15 protein-coding genes are annotated in these 16,681 nt (G+C 42.5%); 2 read left to right on the top strand and 13 right to left on the bottom strand.

Annotation, left to right across the window (positions count from 1 at the left end):
* Positions 1–287: 287 nt before the first annotated feature.
* Positions 288–560, bottom strand: coding sequence for a sporulation transcriptional regulator SpoIIID (gene spoIIID, locus IQ19_RS20110; protein ID WP_144544447.1), 273 nt, complete (start codon positions 558–560; stop codon positions 288–290).
* Between the two features lie 741 nt (positions 561–1,301).
* Here spoIIID and IQ19_RS20105 point away from each other — a divergent pair.
* Positions 1,302–2,162 (top strand): LysM peptidoglycan-binding domain-containing protein, encoded by an 861-nt coding sequence (locus tag IQ19_RS20105; protein ID WP_158638863.1) that lies wholly within the window; start codon positions 1,302–1,304, stop codon positions 2,160–2,162.
* A 307-nt stretch (positions 2,163–2,469) separates the two neighbouring features.
* On the opposite strand, the gene IQ19_RS20100 is transcribed toward IQ19_RS20105, so the two are convergent.
* The 7 genes from IQ19_RS20100 to IQ19_RS20070 all read right to left on the bottom strand — a co-directional run bounded on the left by IQ19_RS20100 (position 2,470) and on the right by IQ19_RS20070 (position 9,910).
* A complete protein-coding gene (locus tag IQ19_RS20100; protein ID WP_144544443.1) occupies positions 2,470–3,135 on the bottom strand; it encodes a 3'-5' exonuclease in 666 nt (221 codons plus the stop codon).
* A gap of 21 nt (positions 3,136–3,156) precedes the next feature.
* Positions 3,157–5,067: a DUF294 nucleotidyltransferase-like domain-containing protein gene (locus IQ19_RS20095; protein ID WP_144544481.1), complete on the bottom strand. Its 1,911-nt coding sequence runs from the start codon at positions 5,065–5,067 to the stop codon at positions 3,157–3,159.
* Positions 5,048–6,718, bottom strand: coding sequence for a sodium:solute symporter family protein (locus IQ19_RS20090; RefSeq protein ID WP_144544441.1), 1,671 nt, complete (start codon positions 6,716–6,718; stop codon positions 5,048–5,050). The genes IQ19_RS20095 and IQ19_RS20090 overlap by 20 nt, the downstream gene beginning before the upstream one ends.
* 92 nt (positions 6,719–6,810) lie before the next feature.
* A complete protein-coding gene (locus tag IQ19_RS20085) occupies positions 6,811–7,113 on the bottom strand; it encodes a DUF4212 domain-containing protein (protein WP_144544438.1) in 303 nt (100 codons plus the stop codon).
* A gap of 150 nt (positions 7,114–7,263) precedes the next feature.
* Complete coding sequence (locus tag IQ19_RS20080; protein ID WP_144544436.1) at positions 7,264–7,446, bottom strand: hypothetical protein; 183 nt, start codon at positions 7,444–7,446, stop codon at positions 7,264–7,266.
* A 373-nt stretch (positions 7,447–7,819) separates the two neighbouring features.
* Complete coding sequence (locus IQ19_RS20075; RefSeq protein WP_144544435.1) at positions 7,820–8,425, bottom strand: pyroglutamyl-peptidase I; 606 nt, start codon at positions 8,423–8,425, stop codon at positions 7,820–7,822.
* A 552-nt stretch (positions 8,426–8,977) separates the two neighbouring features.
* The gene (locus tag IQ19_RS20070) at positions 8,978–9,910 is read right to left on the bottom strand and encodes a stage II sporulation protein SpoIIQ (RefSeq protein ID WP_144544434.1); all 933 of its coding nucleotides are present in this window, start codon (positions 9,908–9,910) and stop codon (positions 8,978–8,980) included.
* 143 nt (positions 9,911–10,053) lie between these two features.
* Between IQ19_RS20070 and IQ19_RS20065 the strand changes: the two genes are divergently transcribed.
* Positions 10,054–10,470, top strand: coding sequence for a VanZ family protein (locus IQ19_RS20065; RefSeq protein ID WP_144544433.1), 417 nt, complete (start codon positions 10,054–10,056; stop codon positions 10,468–10,470).
* 39 nt (positions 10,471–10,509) lie between these two features.
* On the opposite strand, the gene spoIID is transcribed toward IQ19_RS20065, so the two are convergent.
* The 5 genes from spoIID to nuoN form a co-directional block, all read right to left on the bottom strand.
* A complete protein-coding gene (spoIID, locus tag IQ19_RS20060; protein ID WP_144544432.1) occupies positions 10,510–11,541 on the bottom strand; it encodes a stage II sporulation protein D in 1,032 nt (343 codons plus the stop codon).
* Between the two features lie 723 nt (positions 11,542–12,264).
* Positions 12,265–13,578, bottom strand: coding sequence for a UDP-N-acetylglucosamine 1-carboxyvinyltransferase (murA, locus tag IQ19_RS20055; RefSeq protein WP_144544431.1), 1,314 nt, complete (start codon positions 13,576–13,578; stop codon positions 12,265–12,267).
* A gap of 33 nt (positions 13,579–13,611) precedes the next feature.
* A complete protein-coding gene (locus tag IQ19_RS20050; RefSeq protein ID WP_144544430.1) occupies positions 13,612–14,355 on the bottom strand; it encodes a YwmB family TATA-box binding protein in 744 nt (247 codons plus the stop codon).
* A 237-nt stretch (positions 14,356–14,592) separates the two neighbouring features.
* On the bottom strand, positions 14,593–14,844 hold the full coding sequence (locus IQ19_RS20045) for a DUF1146 family protein (protein ID WP_110063754.1): 252 nt from the start codon (positions 14,842–14,844) through the stop codon (positions 14,593–14,595).
* A 319-nt stretch (positions 14,845–15,163) separates the two neighbouring features.
* Positions 15,164–16,678, bottom strand: coding sequence for an NADH-quinone oxidoreductase subunit NuoN (gene nuoN / locus IQ19_RS20040; protein WP_144544429.1), 1,515 nt, complete (start codon positions 16,676–16,678; stop codon positions 15,164–15,166).
* Positions 16,679–16,681: the final 3 nt, after the last annotated feature.

The following is a 16,681-nucleotide window of genomic DNA, read 5'->3' as shown; positions in this document are numbered from 1 at the left end:
TAACATTTTGTAAAAAATCGCGTGACTTTTTGAGGAATTATGTCGTAAAAAGGAGAAATAAAATGAAGGCGACTTAAGAAGGGGCTAAAAGCATAAGGGAAGGCCATATTGCTGGCCAAAAGAACAACTTATGATCTCAAGCCCCCGGGAGCCGCATGTGAGGTTATTCATAAAGCTTCAAGTTTGGGACTGCACAGCTTTAAAGGAAGCTGCCAAAGCATTTGCAAAGCACGGCTAAAAACACAGCTTTTCGCCGGTGACGCCTAATCGGGCGCATTACGCTTTTCTCATTTAACTGGCTCTTCTTCCAATTCTTCTTTTTTATACTTCATTTTTGTGGCTTCACCACCGCGCAGATGGCGGATCGATTTATGATAATCCAGTATTTCCTTTACTTCGTTTGCCAGTTCAGGATTGATTTCAGGTAGTCTTTCCGTTAGGTCTTTATGGACTGTACTTTTGGATACGCCAAACTCCTTCGCGATTACGCGAACCGTTTTTTTCGTCTCCACGATATACTTTCCAATCTTGATAGTTCTCTCTTTGATGTAATCGTGCACACCACTCGCCCTCCCCGATTTGGATGTGAGAAGTGTGAAATGAGACTCGCTTTTTGCCTGGTTCTATACTGTATTCCGCATGGTGTCTGCTTAAAGCAAACACTAGATAGGATTTGATCTGCATACATGCGGCTGAAAGCTAAAGCCCTCAGCTTGCGATAATTAAACATGTCCTCAACTTATACATTGGTTTCAGTAAAACGATCCCTCACCTCATACATTCTCTTTGTAAGGTTTGTAACAGTTTATTAGCTTGGTTGATGTAATATGCACGAAAAACTCAATAGGGACAAGGTTTTGTGTAAATTTTTTGAAAATAGGACATCTGGAGGCTAAAAACAGGAAATGTTTTCATTAAAATCTTCGGCGTAAAAGAAAACAAACAGGCTAAAGACCAATGAGATGTTACCTACATAATTTCCAGTCAGATAGCCATAACTAGGTATAATTCCCGATTATTCGACAAATATCGATTTTGAGAACTTTAAATCATTTGTTCCAAAAACATTTCTTTTTTAACAGGTAAATTCAATAATCTGAGAATAAGTAGGCTAATTTTAATATTCATCTTTTTATAAAACAGGTGTAAATAATCACCCTAAACCCATTATCTTATAAGCTTTCATACCTATTGTTATAGCCCTATTTATCCCTTACCATGATTCTGGGATTAGCATTCATATATATGGTTATATGACCAGTTTTATCCAAGTTAATTTTCATATGATGGAGTGGGGAAATATGGAGAAAAATGTTTCACGGTCACGAAAAGAAAGAATTTTAGAAGATCAGAAAAAACGGGCAAAAGCCAGAAGATCTAAATTAGCTGGCGTTACATTAGCTACAGTTATTGCAGCAGGTGGTTTACAAGTTGGCGGGAAAGATGCAAAAGCTGCAGCTGGAACCTACACTGTGCAAAAAGGAGACAATCTTTACCGAATCTCAAAAAAATATGAAACGACTGTTAAAGATCTCAAAATGGCTAACAATCTTACATCAGATACCATCTATCCCGGTCAAAAACTTGAGGTGCCACCCGGAAATAAATTAATTCAGCAGAACGAAAGCATCAATGAAAAAGCTGGTGAATCTCCAAATGACTCTGCTGGATCATATACTGTAAAAAAAGGGGACAACCTTTATCGAATTGCCCAAAAGTATGATATGACCATTAAAGAACTAAAAAAAGCGAATAACCTTACGTCAGACTATATCTATCCAGGCCAAGTGCTTAACGTACCTGCTGAGTGGCATACAGCAGAGACATTCCTGCAGCATGCTGCTATCTATACCGTGGTGCCAGGCGACACGCTATTAGACATTTCCAAGCGCTACAACATCTCGATGAACGAGCTTAAAGCTATAAATAACTTGAAAAATTATATGGTTCTTATCAACCAAAGACTTATTATTATGGAAGACATCACTTCTACCAAGGCACAAATTGTCGGTGCAGCCGACAATTTCACAATTGAATTTAAAGCTGGAAATCAATATCTCTCCTTAAAAGTTCCATACGGGACTGCTCAATCCTATCAGAGACTGGCAGGAAAAGAAGTTATTGTTGCACATAAAAATGGGGCATTGATCAATATTCAGTAGGGAAATAAGAAGTAAAGCCGGATCTCTGGGTGATCCGGCTTTTTTATCTATTTTTAATTAGCCAATCTCCTTAGTGACCATTCTTGCCTCTTTTTGATCCTTCAGGCAATAATCTTACTCTTGAGTCCCCTTCATCCATTCTTTCTTCCGTCCAACAGCACTATTCACACTTTTGAGTTCCTGCCCTCGGCTCTTTTTCCATTCTTCGGGAACTATCCAACCACTCAGCTATTAATCCTGAGCCTTAAACCATCCCCCATCATCGCTCACCCGCTCACCAACATGTCAACCACATTCATTTCTCCCCTTAAAACTGCATCGATCTCATCTGGCTGTCGGTTGCTTTGATCAGTTCGCCCCAGGTGTTATAGCCTCTGTCTTTGAACTGTAGAAGCAATTCAACAAATAGGTAAGCAGTGGTTAGTGCATCCCCTATTGCACTATGGCGCTCATAAATTCGGGTGCCAAATGCCATGGCGTACCTCTCGAGATCCCGCATGTCATAGGAGGGGGCGATAAAGCCAATCAAATCCAGAGTGTCGATAGTCAGGAAGTTTTTCAAAGCAAACTTTTCCCGTTTAAATTCGCTTTTCATGGCAAGTGCATCAAAACTGACATAGTGGCCGACCAGGCAGACAGTTTCCCTTGATTCGACATAATCAAAAAAGCTCACCATTGCCTCCAATGCTTGCGGTGCAGCTTTAACCCGCTCATCGGAAATAGAGGTCAATTCTGTTATTTCCCGAGAAATTTGTCGATTTGGGTTTACATATGTCTGAAAAATATCCTTTTCGCACACTTCCAGACCTCTAACTGGAACAGCGCCAATTTCAATAATCCGGTCTATTGTCGAAACCTGGAATCCCGTGGTTTCCGTATCAAACACGACAAATTGCAGATCCTCCAAAGGTGTTGATAGTGGAATATTCTCATAGGTTAAGGAACATGCTACATTTTTTCTGCGAAAAAACATTACCAGCCTCCTTCTGTAGAGCTATACTGAAAAGTGTGCAAACACCTGGCTCTGCAGCTCCCTTAATGTTTTTAAGCTTAAAATCAATTCTTCCTTTTCGCGTGTTGACAGTCTTGCAAACGATACAACGGATGTTAGCTCACTGCCCGATTTCGCCTGCTGCCATCTCTGGGTGACATACATGGCCAAGATGGTACTTACTGCTTCCTTTAGGTCTAAAGAAAACGACTCGGAGAAAACTCTCTTTGCTTTTAAGAAATTAATTTTTTCAATCGGAGTCCCCGATTGTTTCCCATGCAATAGAGATAAAATTTGCAGGCTGTGATGATATGGGAATAGAACTTCTTTTTTCATATCAATGCTTTTCCGTTCAAGTTTAAATAAAGAACGGATTGGCTGGTCCAGGGTCGGAATCGGATTCTCCTTTTCAAGCTGTGCCAGCCGGTACAAAAAGATCCTCGACCTTTTCATCTGCTCAGCAATCAATTCTTCAAATTTCTGATGCAATTTCTCACTGCCAGTAATCAACCGGTACGAAAAGAAATTCTGGGCTAATAATAGATTGTCGTTAGTAGATTGCAGCCTCCATTTTAGCAGTCTATCTTCCCACACAGCCAATGAGCCGCGCCATTTCTGTTCACTGCACATCATTAATCCTTTGCAGCGGGCATATCCTGCGGCTTCCATATTGGATGTAATCTCTCTTCCCAGTTCTTCAAAATAAGCAGAGGCTTCCTCCCTATGATTTTCATAGACCAGGAAATGGTCCTGATCAGTGAGCATAAACTGCTCGCCCCGGCCGCTGCTGCCCATTTGATAGAACGCAAAATCACAAGGCTTCTGTTTGCCTTTCTCCTGCAGATTTTTAATAGAGAGCTCTACTATTCTGCACACAAGGCGGTCATAAAGCCTTGTAATGATTTCAAAGGTTGTCAAAATAGGAAGCCGATCCTTTATTAGCGTATCGATTACCTCATAAATGGCCTTTTTCACCTGCGGAAGGCTATCCATGTCCGCCTGTTCAATCTTCTGGATCGTTTTCATGACATTCTCATTTTTCTTCCTCAGCAAATCTGATAGAGTGACAATTCCAACTACCTTGGAATCCTCCACAACGGGCAAGTGCTTGATTCCTTTTGTAAAGATGAGTGAAATCGCATCATAATAATAAGCAGACCTTGGTATCGAGACCGGATCTCGTGTCATAATGGTACCGGCATCGGCTGATAACTCGATTCCCCTGGCAACCACCCGCTCAACCATGTCCCTTTCCGTAATAATCCCTTTTAATGAATCATTTTCTACGACCAGCACAGAGCTCGTTCTCTTTTCATGCATCAAACGGGCTGCCTTCTGGATACTCTCTTCCGGATTAACAGCAGCAACCTCTTCAGTCATCACATCCTGGACACGTATCATAAAGGCATCATTTTCTCCGTAGTCCGTAGCAAGCTTTACCTGTTCGGCCAGAGAGGTATAAATATCTTTTAACCGAATGGCAACCTGTGTCAGGAGATAATCGTGGACTGCCGGGTCATCCCATCTTCTTGTAACCACTTCAAACGGGATGTACATCGCCCTTACAGCACTCACTGCTTTCACTTCAACCATCACTTCGGTTTTCGCTGGCTTAGATACACCAAGGAAGTCAGCGAGACTGGAAAATCCAATCATTTCGCCTTTTTGGACCACTTCGAGAACTTCCTCGCGTCCATGGGTTTCATTTTTCACAAAAACCTCTGAAAGACCTTCTAAAATGAGCAGAAGGCCTTCCCGGGGTTTATCTTTTTTTAACATGACTTCATTTTTTTCGTATTGGCGGACTTCGCATAATGATATAAGTGAAAGGGCTGTGTCAGTTTCCACCCCTCTGAAAAAGGGGTGAAATCGCACAGCCTCCAAATTGTCTAAATTATACGGATTTTGGTCCATCATCATTCAACCAAACTTCACCGTTTTTATAAACCATTTGCTCCGGATAGCGAAGATCCATAACTTCATCCTGAATCTTTTGCGAAGGAGCCGCAGTCATAAGGGAAACAACGATGTTGGCGATAAATGCAGCTGCTGCACCAAAGACGCCCGCTCCTGTATCAATGATTCCAAGGATTGTAAAGCCGCCATATTTTGCTGCGAAGATGTATGCCAGTGTCACACCCAAACCAACGAGCAAGCCGGCAATAACACCCTGTGAGTTTGAACGCTTCCACCATACACCCAGTACAAGCGCTGGGAAGAAGGTTCCTGTAGCTAGTGCAAATGCCCAGGCAACAATTTGCGTGATCGCTCCCGGCGGGTTAAGCGCGATAAGTCCTGCCAGTAGAGTTGCCACAACTATCGACCAGCGTGCTACAGATAGACGTGTTTTTTCTGTTGAGTTCGGCTTTAGCACTCGATAGAAAATATCGTGGGCAAAAGCGGAAGAAATAGCAATCATTAATCCGCCGGCAGTTGATAACGCTGCGGCCATTGCACCTGCTGCCACTAGACCGATGACAAACAAACCTAGGTTGGCAATTTCCGGTGTCGCCATAACGACAATATCGTTAGAGATAATTAATTCGCTCCACTGGAGAATGCCATCACCATTGGAATCCGCTACTTGCAGCTTGCCTGTATCCACCCATGATTTTGTCCAGCCAGGCAGTTCGGTAATTTTGCTGCCTGCAACCTTTGTCATCAGGATGAAACGGGAAAATGCAGCATAAGCAGGAGCCGATAAGTATAACAATCCGATGAAAAGCAATGCCCATGCACCAGACCAGCGCGCTGCCTTCATCGTGGATACCGTATAGAAACGGACGATTACGTGCGGAAGTCCGGCTGTACCAGCCATTAAAGTAAACATTAGCGCCAAGAACTGCCATTTTGTTCCATTTGTAAATGGCGCAAAATATTCAGAAATTCCCAGCTCACGATCCAATTCACCCATTTTACCAACAATCTCTCCATATGATAACCATGGAGCCGGGTTCCCTGTAATTTGCAGGGACATAAAAATAACCGGGATGATATAGGCAATAATCAGAATGACGTACTGGGCCACCTGTGTCCAGGTAATCCCCTTCATACCGCCGAATGCAGCGTAAAAGGCAATAAGCACAACGCCAATCATGGTTCCAAGCTTGGCATCAATCTCAAACAGTCGGCCAATGACTACCCCTGAACCGGAAAGCTGGCCAACCGAGTATGTGAAACTGATAATGATCGTACAAATCGCCGCAATTACGCGGGCTGTATGGCTGTTATAGCGGTCACCGATAAATTCAGGCACCGTGTAACGGCCGTACTTCCGCAGCTGCGGAGCCAAAAGGAATGTCAGAAGCAAATATCCGCCCGTCCATCCCATAATATAGGCAAGGCCATCATAGCCAAGAAGCATGATCGTTCCGGCCATACCGATAAATGAAGCAGCACTCATCCAGTCAGCACCGATCGCCATCCCGTTAAAAATGGGCGGAATTCCCCGTCCGGCAACATAGAAATCCGACGTTGCTTTTGCTTTGTTATAAATGGCAATTCCAATATATAAAGCAAATGTGGCTAAAATAATGGATAATGAGACCAAAAATTGTGTATCCAAATGCCTTCCCCCTTTTTCACGTACAATATTTTTTATGACGCCCCTTTTTATCTTGTTATAGCCGGCTCGAACAGCCGCTCAATTTTACCCAATTAATGATCAAGCACTTTTCCAGAACTAATCTGCTTATTTTTTTCTTCATCAATTCCATATTTCCGGTCAATTGCATCACCCATTTTTGCGTTAACGAACAGCAAAATAATAAAAGTTAGAACAGCTCCCTGCGCTCCCATGAAATAATGGAACGGGAAACCGTTAATCGTAATGTCACTTAAAGGCTCTGCAAAAAAGACGACTCCAAAGGAAGCCAGAAATCCAATAGCAAAATAAATGATCATATTCCGAGTCTTTTCACGAAAATAACTGTCCGCTACTTTCTTTTCAATTTTCTTCACAACTCCACCCCCGGTTAAAATAATTGGATTTACATGAATGCATAATAGCTGGTAAACAGATTTTCAGCGTGCGGAACCACTCCTTTTAAATAATGCAGCCTGATTGACTGCTATTTCACCGGATCCGTTGACCGGACCCGGAAAAAACCATTACCTTAAACTGAAAATAAATTTGACTGTTTCCATAAATGGTGCAGGGACAAGGATGATTTGAACGAGGAAGTAAGCAAAAATAGACAGGAAAGGTACAGCTAGGAAGATCGGCTTTTTCTGTCTTAAAGCAAGAAAAAGGCAGACACCGGTAATCACCATCAAAGACAATAAAGTAAGCAAGTTTGTTTCCCCCTTTTAAAAGAAAGCGCTGTCATTATTTGTCGCTTTCTGCTTTAAGTTTTTGCGATGGCCGTCTGGGTGTGTGTTTTCTGATTAAACTAAATTTTGAGAAAATTTATACTTCATTATGTACAAAAATTAATTCTAGGTCAAGTATATGCTGTAAATATATTTATATTTTTTTTGTAAAAATAAAGCGGGTTGGCGGCAAGGCTGGCAGGTAAGGTTTTTCCTTAAGTTTGGCTGCCTTTTTGCAATTGGAGACTTTAGGGTATTAGAGGAAAACACTATAGCGATGATAATAACCTATCCCTAAATTATTATAGTGATAATTTAATTTAGCATATAAAAAGGAGCCAAACGGCTTGGCTCCTTAATCTAGTTCTTCTATTATTAATGTGATTGCCTGCAGCAGATCCCCATCCGACCAGCTCGCCATGCTTTTTTTACTTGCAGCAGCCAGGGCATGTGAAGCCGGAATATGTACAAACCCGGCAGGTATTTCTTTGTCTGATGATTTTAACTTATGAAGCACGGAATACATGACATTATTGCAAAGATAGGTTCCCGCTGTATTCGAGATTGCTGAAGGATAACCTGCCTCTTTTAGCCTATTGGCCATACGGCGGATCGGCAAAGTCGAGAAATACCCATCAGGACCATTTTCCTCTATGGCATTGTCTTCAAGGGTAACTCCTCTATTATCAGGCTCCCCGTCCTGGCAGTTAATCGCAATTCTTTCAGGCGTGATAGCTGCACGCCCTGCTGCCAACCCAAGTGAAATAACAGCATCCGGATTTTCCTCAGCTACCGCCTCTACTATTTTCTTTGGTGCCAAATTAAAATCTACCGGCAAATGCAAACCTTTAATTTCATAGTTTCCAACCTTTTGCCCGTCCAGTTCCTTGACAATTGTTTCCGTTGGATTGATCGGAAATTCAAGAAAAGGTTCAAACCCCGTTAAAAGCAATTTCTTCATACTAAAGTCCCCCTGCACAACTTTTCGTCTTTCGAAATATTATACAGGAGGCCGGCAGAATTGTCGAAACATTCCTATTCGACAAAATTCGGGTGGTACCAAGAAAAGCGGAGGCACCCTTCGGAACAAGCCAAAAGCAGCTTGTTCCTGCGAAGCTTATTCTTGGAAGCATTCCTTAGTGCGCATCGATGGAGCGTGGTGGACTGAGGCCCACAGGACAAGGAAGGCCTTCGTCAGCTTTACGTCGCACGACCGAAAGCGGCAGCTTTTGGGAGGATGTGGGCCACTCAGACATTGCCACAGGACGTGGCGTTCTTAGTCTGAGTTCCTTTTTTGAGATAAAGGAAACACAAAGAGCAATAGCGATTCGATGTTGACTTATAACGCTCGGAAGCGCGCACGTCCTGTGCGCCTCGCCTTACTAGCACATCCTATGCGTCGTCGTAGGCGAGGTGAGAGAAGCACGTCGAGTCGATAGGGTGCCGGAGCTAGACAGTTATGGAAGTTCAAAGATAACCAAAAGAGCCCGCCAGTTTGGCGGACTCCCTATTATTATGCGTCTGTAGATTCAGTAGTTTCTCCTTCGACTTGGTCGTCAGTTTGACCTTCGTCTTCAGAGTTTTCAGCTGGATCTTCTTCTGTGTCAGTAGATTTGTCTTCGTCAGTTTGGCCGGCATCTTCATCTGTAGTGCCAGACTCTTCAGTAGACTTATCTTCAGAAGGAGCAGCTTCGTCGTTTTCTTCATTTGCACCGCTGTTGTCAGCAGCATCTGTGTCATCAGATTGCTCCAGCTCTTGTAAAGAGCTTAGCGGCTTATTGAAGTAATCAAGCGGATTGACCGGCAGTCCATCTTTGCGGATTTCAAAGTGTACGTGTACGCCTGCTTCTTCATTAAACAAGCTTTCGCCTGCTTTAGCAAGAGCAGCACCTTGTTCTACCTGGTCGCCAACCTCAACATTCATCTCAGTAACAGATTGATATTGTGTTACAATTCCTTTGTCATGCTCAACTTCAATGACATTGCCCAACAGTGCATCTTCTTCTACCTTCGTAACAGTTCCGCTTAATGCAGCTAGTACATCAAACGTTTCTCCATCCTTCATGCTGATATCAATACCAGTGTTCGGATGGTATGTGTTATTGTAAAATACTAGAGCAGCTTCCTGTTCTTCAGCTTTGCCATCATAGTCATAGAATTGTTTTTGAATGACAACAGAGTCTGGATCCTGAACAGGCATTACGAAGTTTTCCATCGCGCGGTTAACTTCCAATGCTGGCTCATCGTACTTCTTGCCGGTAATATCAGTGGCTTCGTAGTCGTAGCTGTCTGTGTCTGTAGCGTTGTCGCTGCTTTGATACCAAAGAACCCCGGTTAGAATGATTGCTGCACTTGCAATGTAGATAGCTGGGAATGCCCACCGCTTTTTCATAAAGCGTTTAAAGCTGGAATCTTGAGAAGATCGTTTCTTTTCTTCCTCTCTCATTTATCATCACCTCAGCAATCAGTCTGAACAGATTGAGAGGATTATATACATTTCTAAAAAAAAATTTTTTGGGTTTATTTTTCGACAAAGGTTTTATTATTATGCATGATATAAGAAAAAATTATTAAAGGAGTTATTGGAATATGCTTAAGTGGATTATGAGAGTTCTCCCCTTCCTATATATGGCGCTAATCTGGACCCTGTCCGGCCTGCCGCATAATGCCGTTGTGGAGCTGCCCGATTCGGCAGTTGACCGGTTTATAAAAGAATCCCTGCATCTCGTTGAATTTGGCATTCTGTATGTACTTCTCGTTCTCGCTGTATTGACTACAGGCAAGCTAACTCCTGCAGTGAATATCCTGCTGGCAGTCTTTGCCTGCTTTTACGGGATCCTGGATGAGATTCACCAATCCTTTGTCCCTTACCGGTCTGCTACCCTTATCGACGCTGTAAAGGACATTACAGGCGTTTTGGTGTGCTGGTATTTTATTAGCCGCGCTCTTTTTCAAGGCCGGTTTAAAAAGCTAGCTTTCATTCTTTCCTATTTTAAAAAAAGGTAAATAGAAAAGGCTGATTCTGTTATAGAACCAGCCTTTTTATTATTTTTTCGCGGTGATTTTCGTAAGCAATTGGTCAGAGGCTGCAATCTCTACACCTTGATAATAATGAGAAACAATTTCTTTATAATTCTTTCCTTCAGATGCCATCCCATTTGCGCCGTATTGGGACATGCCAACTCCATGGCCGTAGCCTTCTGTATTAATTATGATATTGTCGCCCTTGCGTTCCCATGTAAAGTCCGTAGATTTCAAACCAAGCTTTTCCCTGATGTCCTTTCCGCTGACAACCTTCCCGTTAATCTCCACCTTGGCCACCCGCTGGCCGGCTGTCCGCTCGGTCACATTGCCGATCGTGCTATCGTTAGGAAGCTTCACGCCCAGTTTCTTTTCAAATTCCTGAACCGTGTACACCGCTCTGCCATTAAACTTCGGTGACTGCAGATCCCACTTGCTTTCTACACTTTTTAAATAAGGAACTGAATTTGGCCAGATGGCCTCGGAATTCTCGGTAAATCCATTGCTTGTTGAAAAAAAGGAAGCCGTAATAGGAGAGCCGTCAAAAGTGAGGATTTGGCCTCTCGTTTCATTAACTGCCTCTCTTACCTTCTGGATTTTCCACTTGTAATCGGGTCCCCAAACTTGCTTTAATTCATTTTCATTTTTATAAACCTGATGGACGACTGTATCGTATACTAAGGCTCCTTCAGGCAGATCTGCTTTATTCTCATTCAGCATTTGTTCAACAATAAAAGTCCTTGCTGCCAGTGCCTGTGCCTTCAATGCTTCTTTTTCAAATTCAGCCGGCATTTCCGATGCGACAACACCGACAATATAGTCCTCTAAAGGTACCGTTTCAATCTTCTTTTGTGCCAGGCGATAGACACCTACCTCTATGGCAGGCCCTTGTGGGATTTCCGCCGTCTTCTCCGTTTTAGCATCCTGTTTTAGCTCCTCGCCAAGCTTTCCGCTCACTGTCCCCTCAGTAAAAGGAATCACAAGCAGAGCCGGAACCACAAGAGTGACGGCAAACAACACTGCGGCTAGTACGATGAATGGTTTGAATTTTGTCATGTTTTAAGCCTCCATAGCAAAAAAATAATTCTAACTCACTTCATATTTATGGCTATGGACAAGCTAATATGACAACTTAATGAGCTGGTCTGCATTTTTGTGAAAATGGGTTTATTCAGGTGGCTCGGCTCAGTTTTCTTCCTATATTGAAGGGCGTTTTTGAACAAAGTTATAAGGACTAACCGATTTTCATTCTTTTATTTACCCTTTTTATAAAAAAACAGTTCGCGGCGGCTCCAAAGCCCGCTTTCTTCCGCTAAGAATAAATTTAAAGCATTTTTTACCTAACATGTTTTGGACTTTACCTAACATATTTTCTGTTTTATCTAACATGTTTTACGGTTTATCTAGCATGTTTCAAAATTTATCTAACATTACACACAATTCGCAGTCCGTAAAACCGGTTTCTGGGTCATTTTTAATGTTTATGCTTCACTTATTTAACTTACAGCACTACTTTTAAAATTTATGCGTAATTTCAATTCATTTACGCACCACTTTTAACATATATGCATTACTTCCCGCCATATCAATAAACAGGATCCATATTAGACTCTCCTCAACCGGGTCAACACCGCCAGCATAGTCACTTCCAGCTAAATCAAAAAACCGCAGAATCGATTTGTCAGACTTCTGACAGCTCGATTCTGCGGTTTCTGGTAGGAATGCACGCAAGGCGACTATTTTATGACGACTCTCAAAGGTCGCCTTGATTGGCATTTCTTATGCGTTCATGTCAGAAACGTAGCTGTTATTTTTAGCTGGCGTTTCTTCCACTTCTGTAATACGTTCGATATCAGCGCCAAGTGCAGCAAGTTTCTCGTGGAAGTTTACGTATCCACGGTCAAGATGCTTAAGCTCCGTTACGCGCGTTACGCCGTCTGCAACCAATCCAGTCAGGATTAGAGCGGCAGCTGCACGAAGGTCTGTAGCTGCAACTTCAGCGCCCTGCAGGTTGCTTGGTCCGTTCATGATCACAGAACGCCCTTCGATTTTAATCTCAGCATTCATGCGTCGGAATTCTTCCACATGCATGAAGCGGTTTTCAAATACTGTTTCCGTAATCACACTTGTACCCTGTGCGTGGAGCAATAAGGCCATCATTTGTGATTGCATATCTGTCGGGAATCCTGGATGAGGCATTGTTTTAATATCAACAGCCTTCAGCTTATCTGGACCCATTACACGGATTCCTTCCGCTTCTTCAATGAACGTAACACCCATTTCTTCCATCTTTGCAATTAAAGAAGTGGAGTGCTCTGGCACAGCGCCTTTTACAAGGACGTCTCCTCCTGTAATGGCTGCTGCCACCATGAAAGTTCCTGCTTCAATGCGGTCAGGAATGATATTATGGTCTGCACCAAACAGAACATCAACACCTTCAATGCGGATGGTTCCAGTTCCTGCACCTTTAACTTTGGCACCCATTTTATTTAGGAAGTTAGCCAAGTCAACAATCTCAGGTTCCTTCGCCACGTTTTCCAAAATGGTTGTACCTTTGGCCAATGTTGCAGCCATCATAATATTTTCCGTAGCACCTACGCTAGGGAAATCTAGATATATTTTTGCTCCATGCAAGCGGCCTTCTGGTGCTTCCGCTTCAATAAAGCCATTGCCAACCTTTACTTTCGCACCCATCGCTTCAAAGCCTTTTAAATGCTGGTCGATTGGGCGGGAACCGATTGCGCAGCCCCCTGGCAATGCTACACGAGCACGGCCATTTCTTGCTAATAAAGATCCCATGACTAAAACTGAAGCACGCATTTTGCGTACATATTCAAAAGGTGCTTCTACCTTCAACTCTCGAGATGCATTTACGATTACTGTATTATTTTCAAACTCCACTTCGGCGTTTAAATAGCGTAATACTTCATTAATAGTATATACATCGGAGAGTGTTGGGACATCACGAATTACGCTTTTGCCATCACTTGCTAACAGTGTTGCGGCGATAACCGGTAAGACAGCATTTTTTGCTCCTTCTACTTTGACAGTACCGCTTAACCTATTTCCGCCGCGGACGATGATTTTATCCAAAGTGTATTCCCCTCCGCGTCCAATTTCTCTATATTAATATTCAATCGTTATGATGGGTGTGCCAATTACTATGTTTGTCTTGGCGCCCATTCCTTTTGTCCGTAATCCAAGCTGCATGTTCATTTCCTTGCCATTCGTCTCAATTGATTCACCAAGCAGTGGCGAATATGCTGATGTTGAAATGAATTGGTCTTCTTTTAGCGCTTCTATTTCTTTTGCATCAAAAGCAGCCAATAACTGATTTACAGTATCAGGCAAAGACTTATTTATCTTATCATTGAATTCGCCCTGGATACAAGAGAAAATTGTGGCATTTCCTCGAAAAATGTCAGAAATTTTGCTATTGAGAGTTGTAGCCAGACCCTGCTGTTCTTTCTCCCACCCTTGACCTTTGGCCTCATAAATTACATACGTTTGAACTTGACCTTTTGTGGGGGTTGATAGAATTTTGACAGCCTCTGACTGTGATTCGCTATCCTCTATAACAGCTGTTGCTTCCCAGGATTTTTCCGTTGTTTGAAATCTCCATTCCCAATCAGGATATTTCTGCTGTAATTCATCTGTGAATGCTTCAACTTCCTGAAGGCTTTGAAAATTTCCCATTTTTTCTCTTGCATGTAAAGACCATTCTTTGATTAAAATATTCTCGCCCTGCATTCTTGAGGCCAGCGTCAACAGGTCAAGCTCCCCTTTGGCTACAGTCGTCTTATTCCCAATGTTTATCACCATGAAACCAATTAACCCAATAATTGATAATAATATTGCTAAATTTTTCATTTATAAACTCCTCCCCTTAGTACCATTGTTACCAAGGATATGAGGAGCATACTTGGGAATTGTCGTCACTTTTTGACAAACCAAAAATCAGCTCTATCACATGTTTTGCAGGCCTTTTATTACCGTTTGTGCATACTTTGAAAAAAACTTCACAATAATGTATGTACGCATGAAACAAGCAACAAAACGATTTTACTTAAAAAACTTCAAATTGAAAACATGTATGAAGACCTATATTTATAAAAAATTTATGTTTTGTAGAATAAGCGGCAGCTGCTGGGACCATAAAAGATAATCGAGAAAGAAATTGCTGACTGTCGATCCGATGACAATGGATAACAATACATACAATACACGGGCCTGAAAAACATGATTCGGCCGCAAAAGCGTTTCAAACCGCAATGCCTGAAGAGCCCACCAGGCCAATGCAATGAATACCAAATGAGACATAATGCTTATCAAAGCCTGTTGCCCGAAACCTGAAACCATCATTTTCCCTCCCTTAAAAGTCTTACCACCTTGCTTACCTGTTTTGTGTGCTACATTACCATTTGACGTTAATACTAGCAGGTAAGTTTCACGAATGTGTATTTTTTGAAAATTAAGTTTTCGCTAATTTTTGTAGCACATACGTCCATTATATCGAATCTTTTCTTTTTGTCGAAAAAACACGAAGAAGGAACTGTGTAAAAAGTGATGGCTGGCAAAACAAAAAAAGAAGGGGAACATATCCCCCTCTCCGTATATATATCCCTTTTCAACCCTTTGTTCTTTTATGCCTATTAAAATCCCCACTTTAAAAAGCGAATTACTGAAAGAAATCAGTGAACTGATTGAAATTTCCCTGCAGAAAATCAAATGCCATGTTTGGTGCGACTCCAAACAGGATGGTAGCCACAATGCTAATGCTAATCACGGCAGTTAAAGCTGCAGGAAGCTTTACTTTTTGTGTATCAGCTGCAGGCCTGAAAAACATTTGAACCATCACGCCGAAGTAGTAGAAGTATGAAACTACTGTAGTGGCAATCATAATGGAAACCAGTACATAATGGCCCTCTTGCGGAACCAATGCACCCATAAAAATGTTCAGCTTGCCAATAAACCCTGCCGTTCCCGGTATTCCCGCCAGCGATAGCAGGAAGATGGCCATTGCGATTGCAAGGAATGGAGCGCGGCGGTATAAGCCGGCAAACTCGCTGATATCTTCAGAGCCAGATTTGTGGGTCACATACTGGATAATCGCAAAAGCTCCTAGGTTCATGAATAAGTAAGCTCCCAGGTAGAACCACAGTGTGTCAAACATAAACAGCGACATGGTGGCAATAACGACTAAAAGGTAGCCGGCCTGGGCAATACTTGAATAAGCGAATAACCTCTTAATGTTACGCTGCCTTAAAGCAATCAGGTTACCAATAATCATGGTGGCTCCTGCCAGGAAAGCGATGTAATCCTGCAGGGACAGGATCATTGGCAGCCCTTGAGCATCACCGGACGGCGTATTGGCGAAGATGGAAAACAGAATCCGAACAAGCAGGACAAAACCTGCTGTTTTAGAAACGACACTTAAAAAGGCTGTTACCGGTGTCGGTGCACCCTGGTACACATCCGGAGCCCACATATGGAACGGGGCTGTTGCCAATTTAAATGAAAGTCCCACAACAATCATAAAGAACGCAAGGCCTAGAAGGTAAATATGCTGTTCATCAAATACAGATGTCAAAAATCCGGCCATTGCCTTTAAGTTTGTGGTCCCTGTTAAACCGTAAACATAACTCATTCCAAACAACGTAATGGCTGTTGCTATACTGCCGTTAATAACATATTTCATAGCAGATTCATTTGATTGGATATTTCTTTTTCTCATTCCTGCCAGTATATAGGAAGAGATGGAAAGAAGTTCGAGACCAACAAACAGCGTGATTAAGTCGCCGCTTGATGACATGATCATGGCACCAAGCAAACCTGCCATGAACAGGTAGAAGAATTCTCCCCTGAATTCTTCCAGCCCATCGTTTGGCTCATAGCTAATCGCAATCAGCATCACCATAGCTGCTCCTAATAATAACAGCAGCTTAAAGGCTTTTGCAAAGGAATCCAGCCTGAAAGTATCAAGCAAAATCGATTCTGTTCCGTGTCCTACAAGGCCCAGCAAGGAAACAAGCGCTGCCAGGATTCCGGCGAAGCCAAGCCAGCCAAGTATTTTGCGGCTTTGCGATTTGGGCATAAACAAGTCTAAAAGTGAAAGAGCGGTTGCAACACCAAGGATGATGAACTCCGGCGCCATGATGCTCCATTCATATGATAATAATGTTTCGAGATCCATCCT

Origin of the sequence: Cytobacillus oceanisediminis (genome assembly GCF_007830235.1) — a bacterium.
Classification (GTDB): domain Bacteria; phylum Bacillota; class Bacilli; order Bacillales; family Cytobacillaceae; genus Cytobacillus; species Cytobacillus oceanisediminis.
This window is presented reverse-complemented; position numbering and strand designations above follow the sequence as displayed.

What these genes read in the sequence shown, in the direction of transcription:
- IQ19_RS20105 (WP_158638863.1), top strand. Translation starts at nt 1,302, where the DNA reads ATGGAGAAAAATGTTTCACGGTCACGAAAAGAAAGAATTTTAGAAGAT.
- IQ19_RS20100 (WP_144544443.1), bottom strand. Translation starts at nt 3,135, where the DNA reads ATGTTTTTTCGCAGAAAAAATGTAGCATGTTCCTTAACCTATGAGAAT.
- IQ19_RS20095 (WP_144544481.1), bottom strand. Translation starts at nt 5,067, where the DNA reads ATGGACCAAAATCCGTATAATTTAGACAATTTGGAGGCTGTGCGATTT.
- IQ19_RS20075 (WP_144544435.1), bottom strand. Translation starts at nt 8,425, where the DNA reads ATGAAGAAATTGCTTTTAACGGGGTTTGAACCTTTTCTTGAATTTCCG.
- IQ19_RS20070 (WP_144544434.1), bottom strand. Translation starts at nt 9,910, where the DNA reads ATGAGAGAGGAAGAAAAGAAACGATCTTCTCAAGATTCCAGCTTTAAA.
- IQ19_RS20065 (WP_144544433.1), top strand. Translation starts at nt 10,054, where the DNA reads ATGCTTAAGTGGATTATGAGAGTTCTCCCCTTCCTATATATGGCGCTA.
- spoIID (WP_144544432.1), bottom strand. Translation starts at nt 11,541, where the DNA reads ATGACAAAATTCAAACCATTCATCGTACTAGCCGCAGTGTTGTTTGCC.
- IQ19_RS20050 (WP_144544430.1), bottom strand. Translation starts at nt 14,355, where the DNA reads ATGAAAAATTTAGCAATATTATTATCAATTATTGGGTTAATTGGTTTC.
- IQ19_RS20045 (WP_110063754.1), bottom strand. Translation starts at nt 14,844, where the DNA reads ATGGTTTCAGGTTTCGGGCAACAGGCTTTGATAAGCATTATGTCTCAT.
- nuoN (WP_144544429.1), bottom strand. Translation starts at nt 16,678, where the DNA reads ATGGATCTCGAAACATTATTATCATATGAATGGAGCATCATGGCGCCG.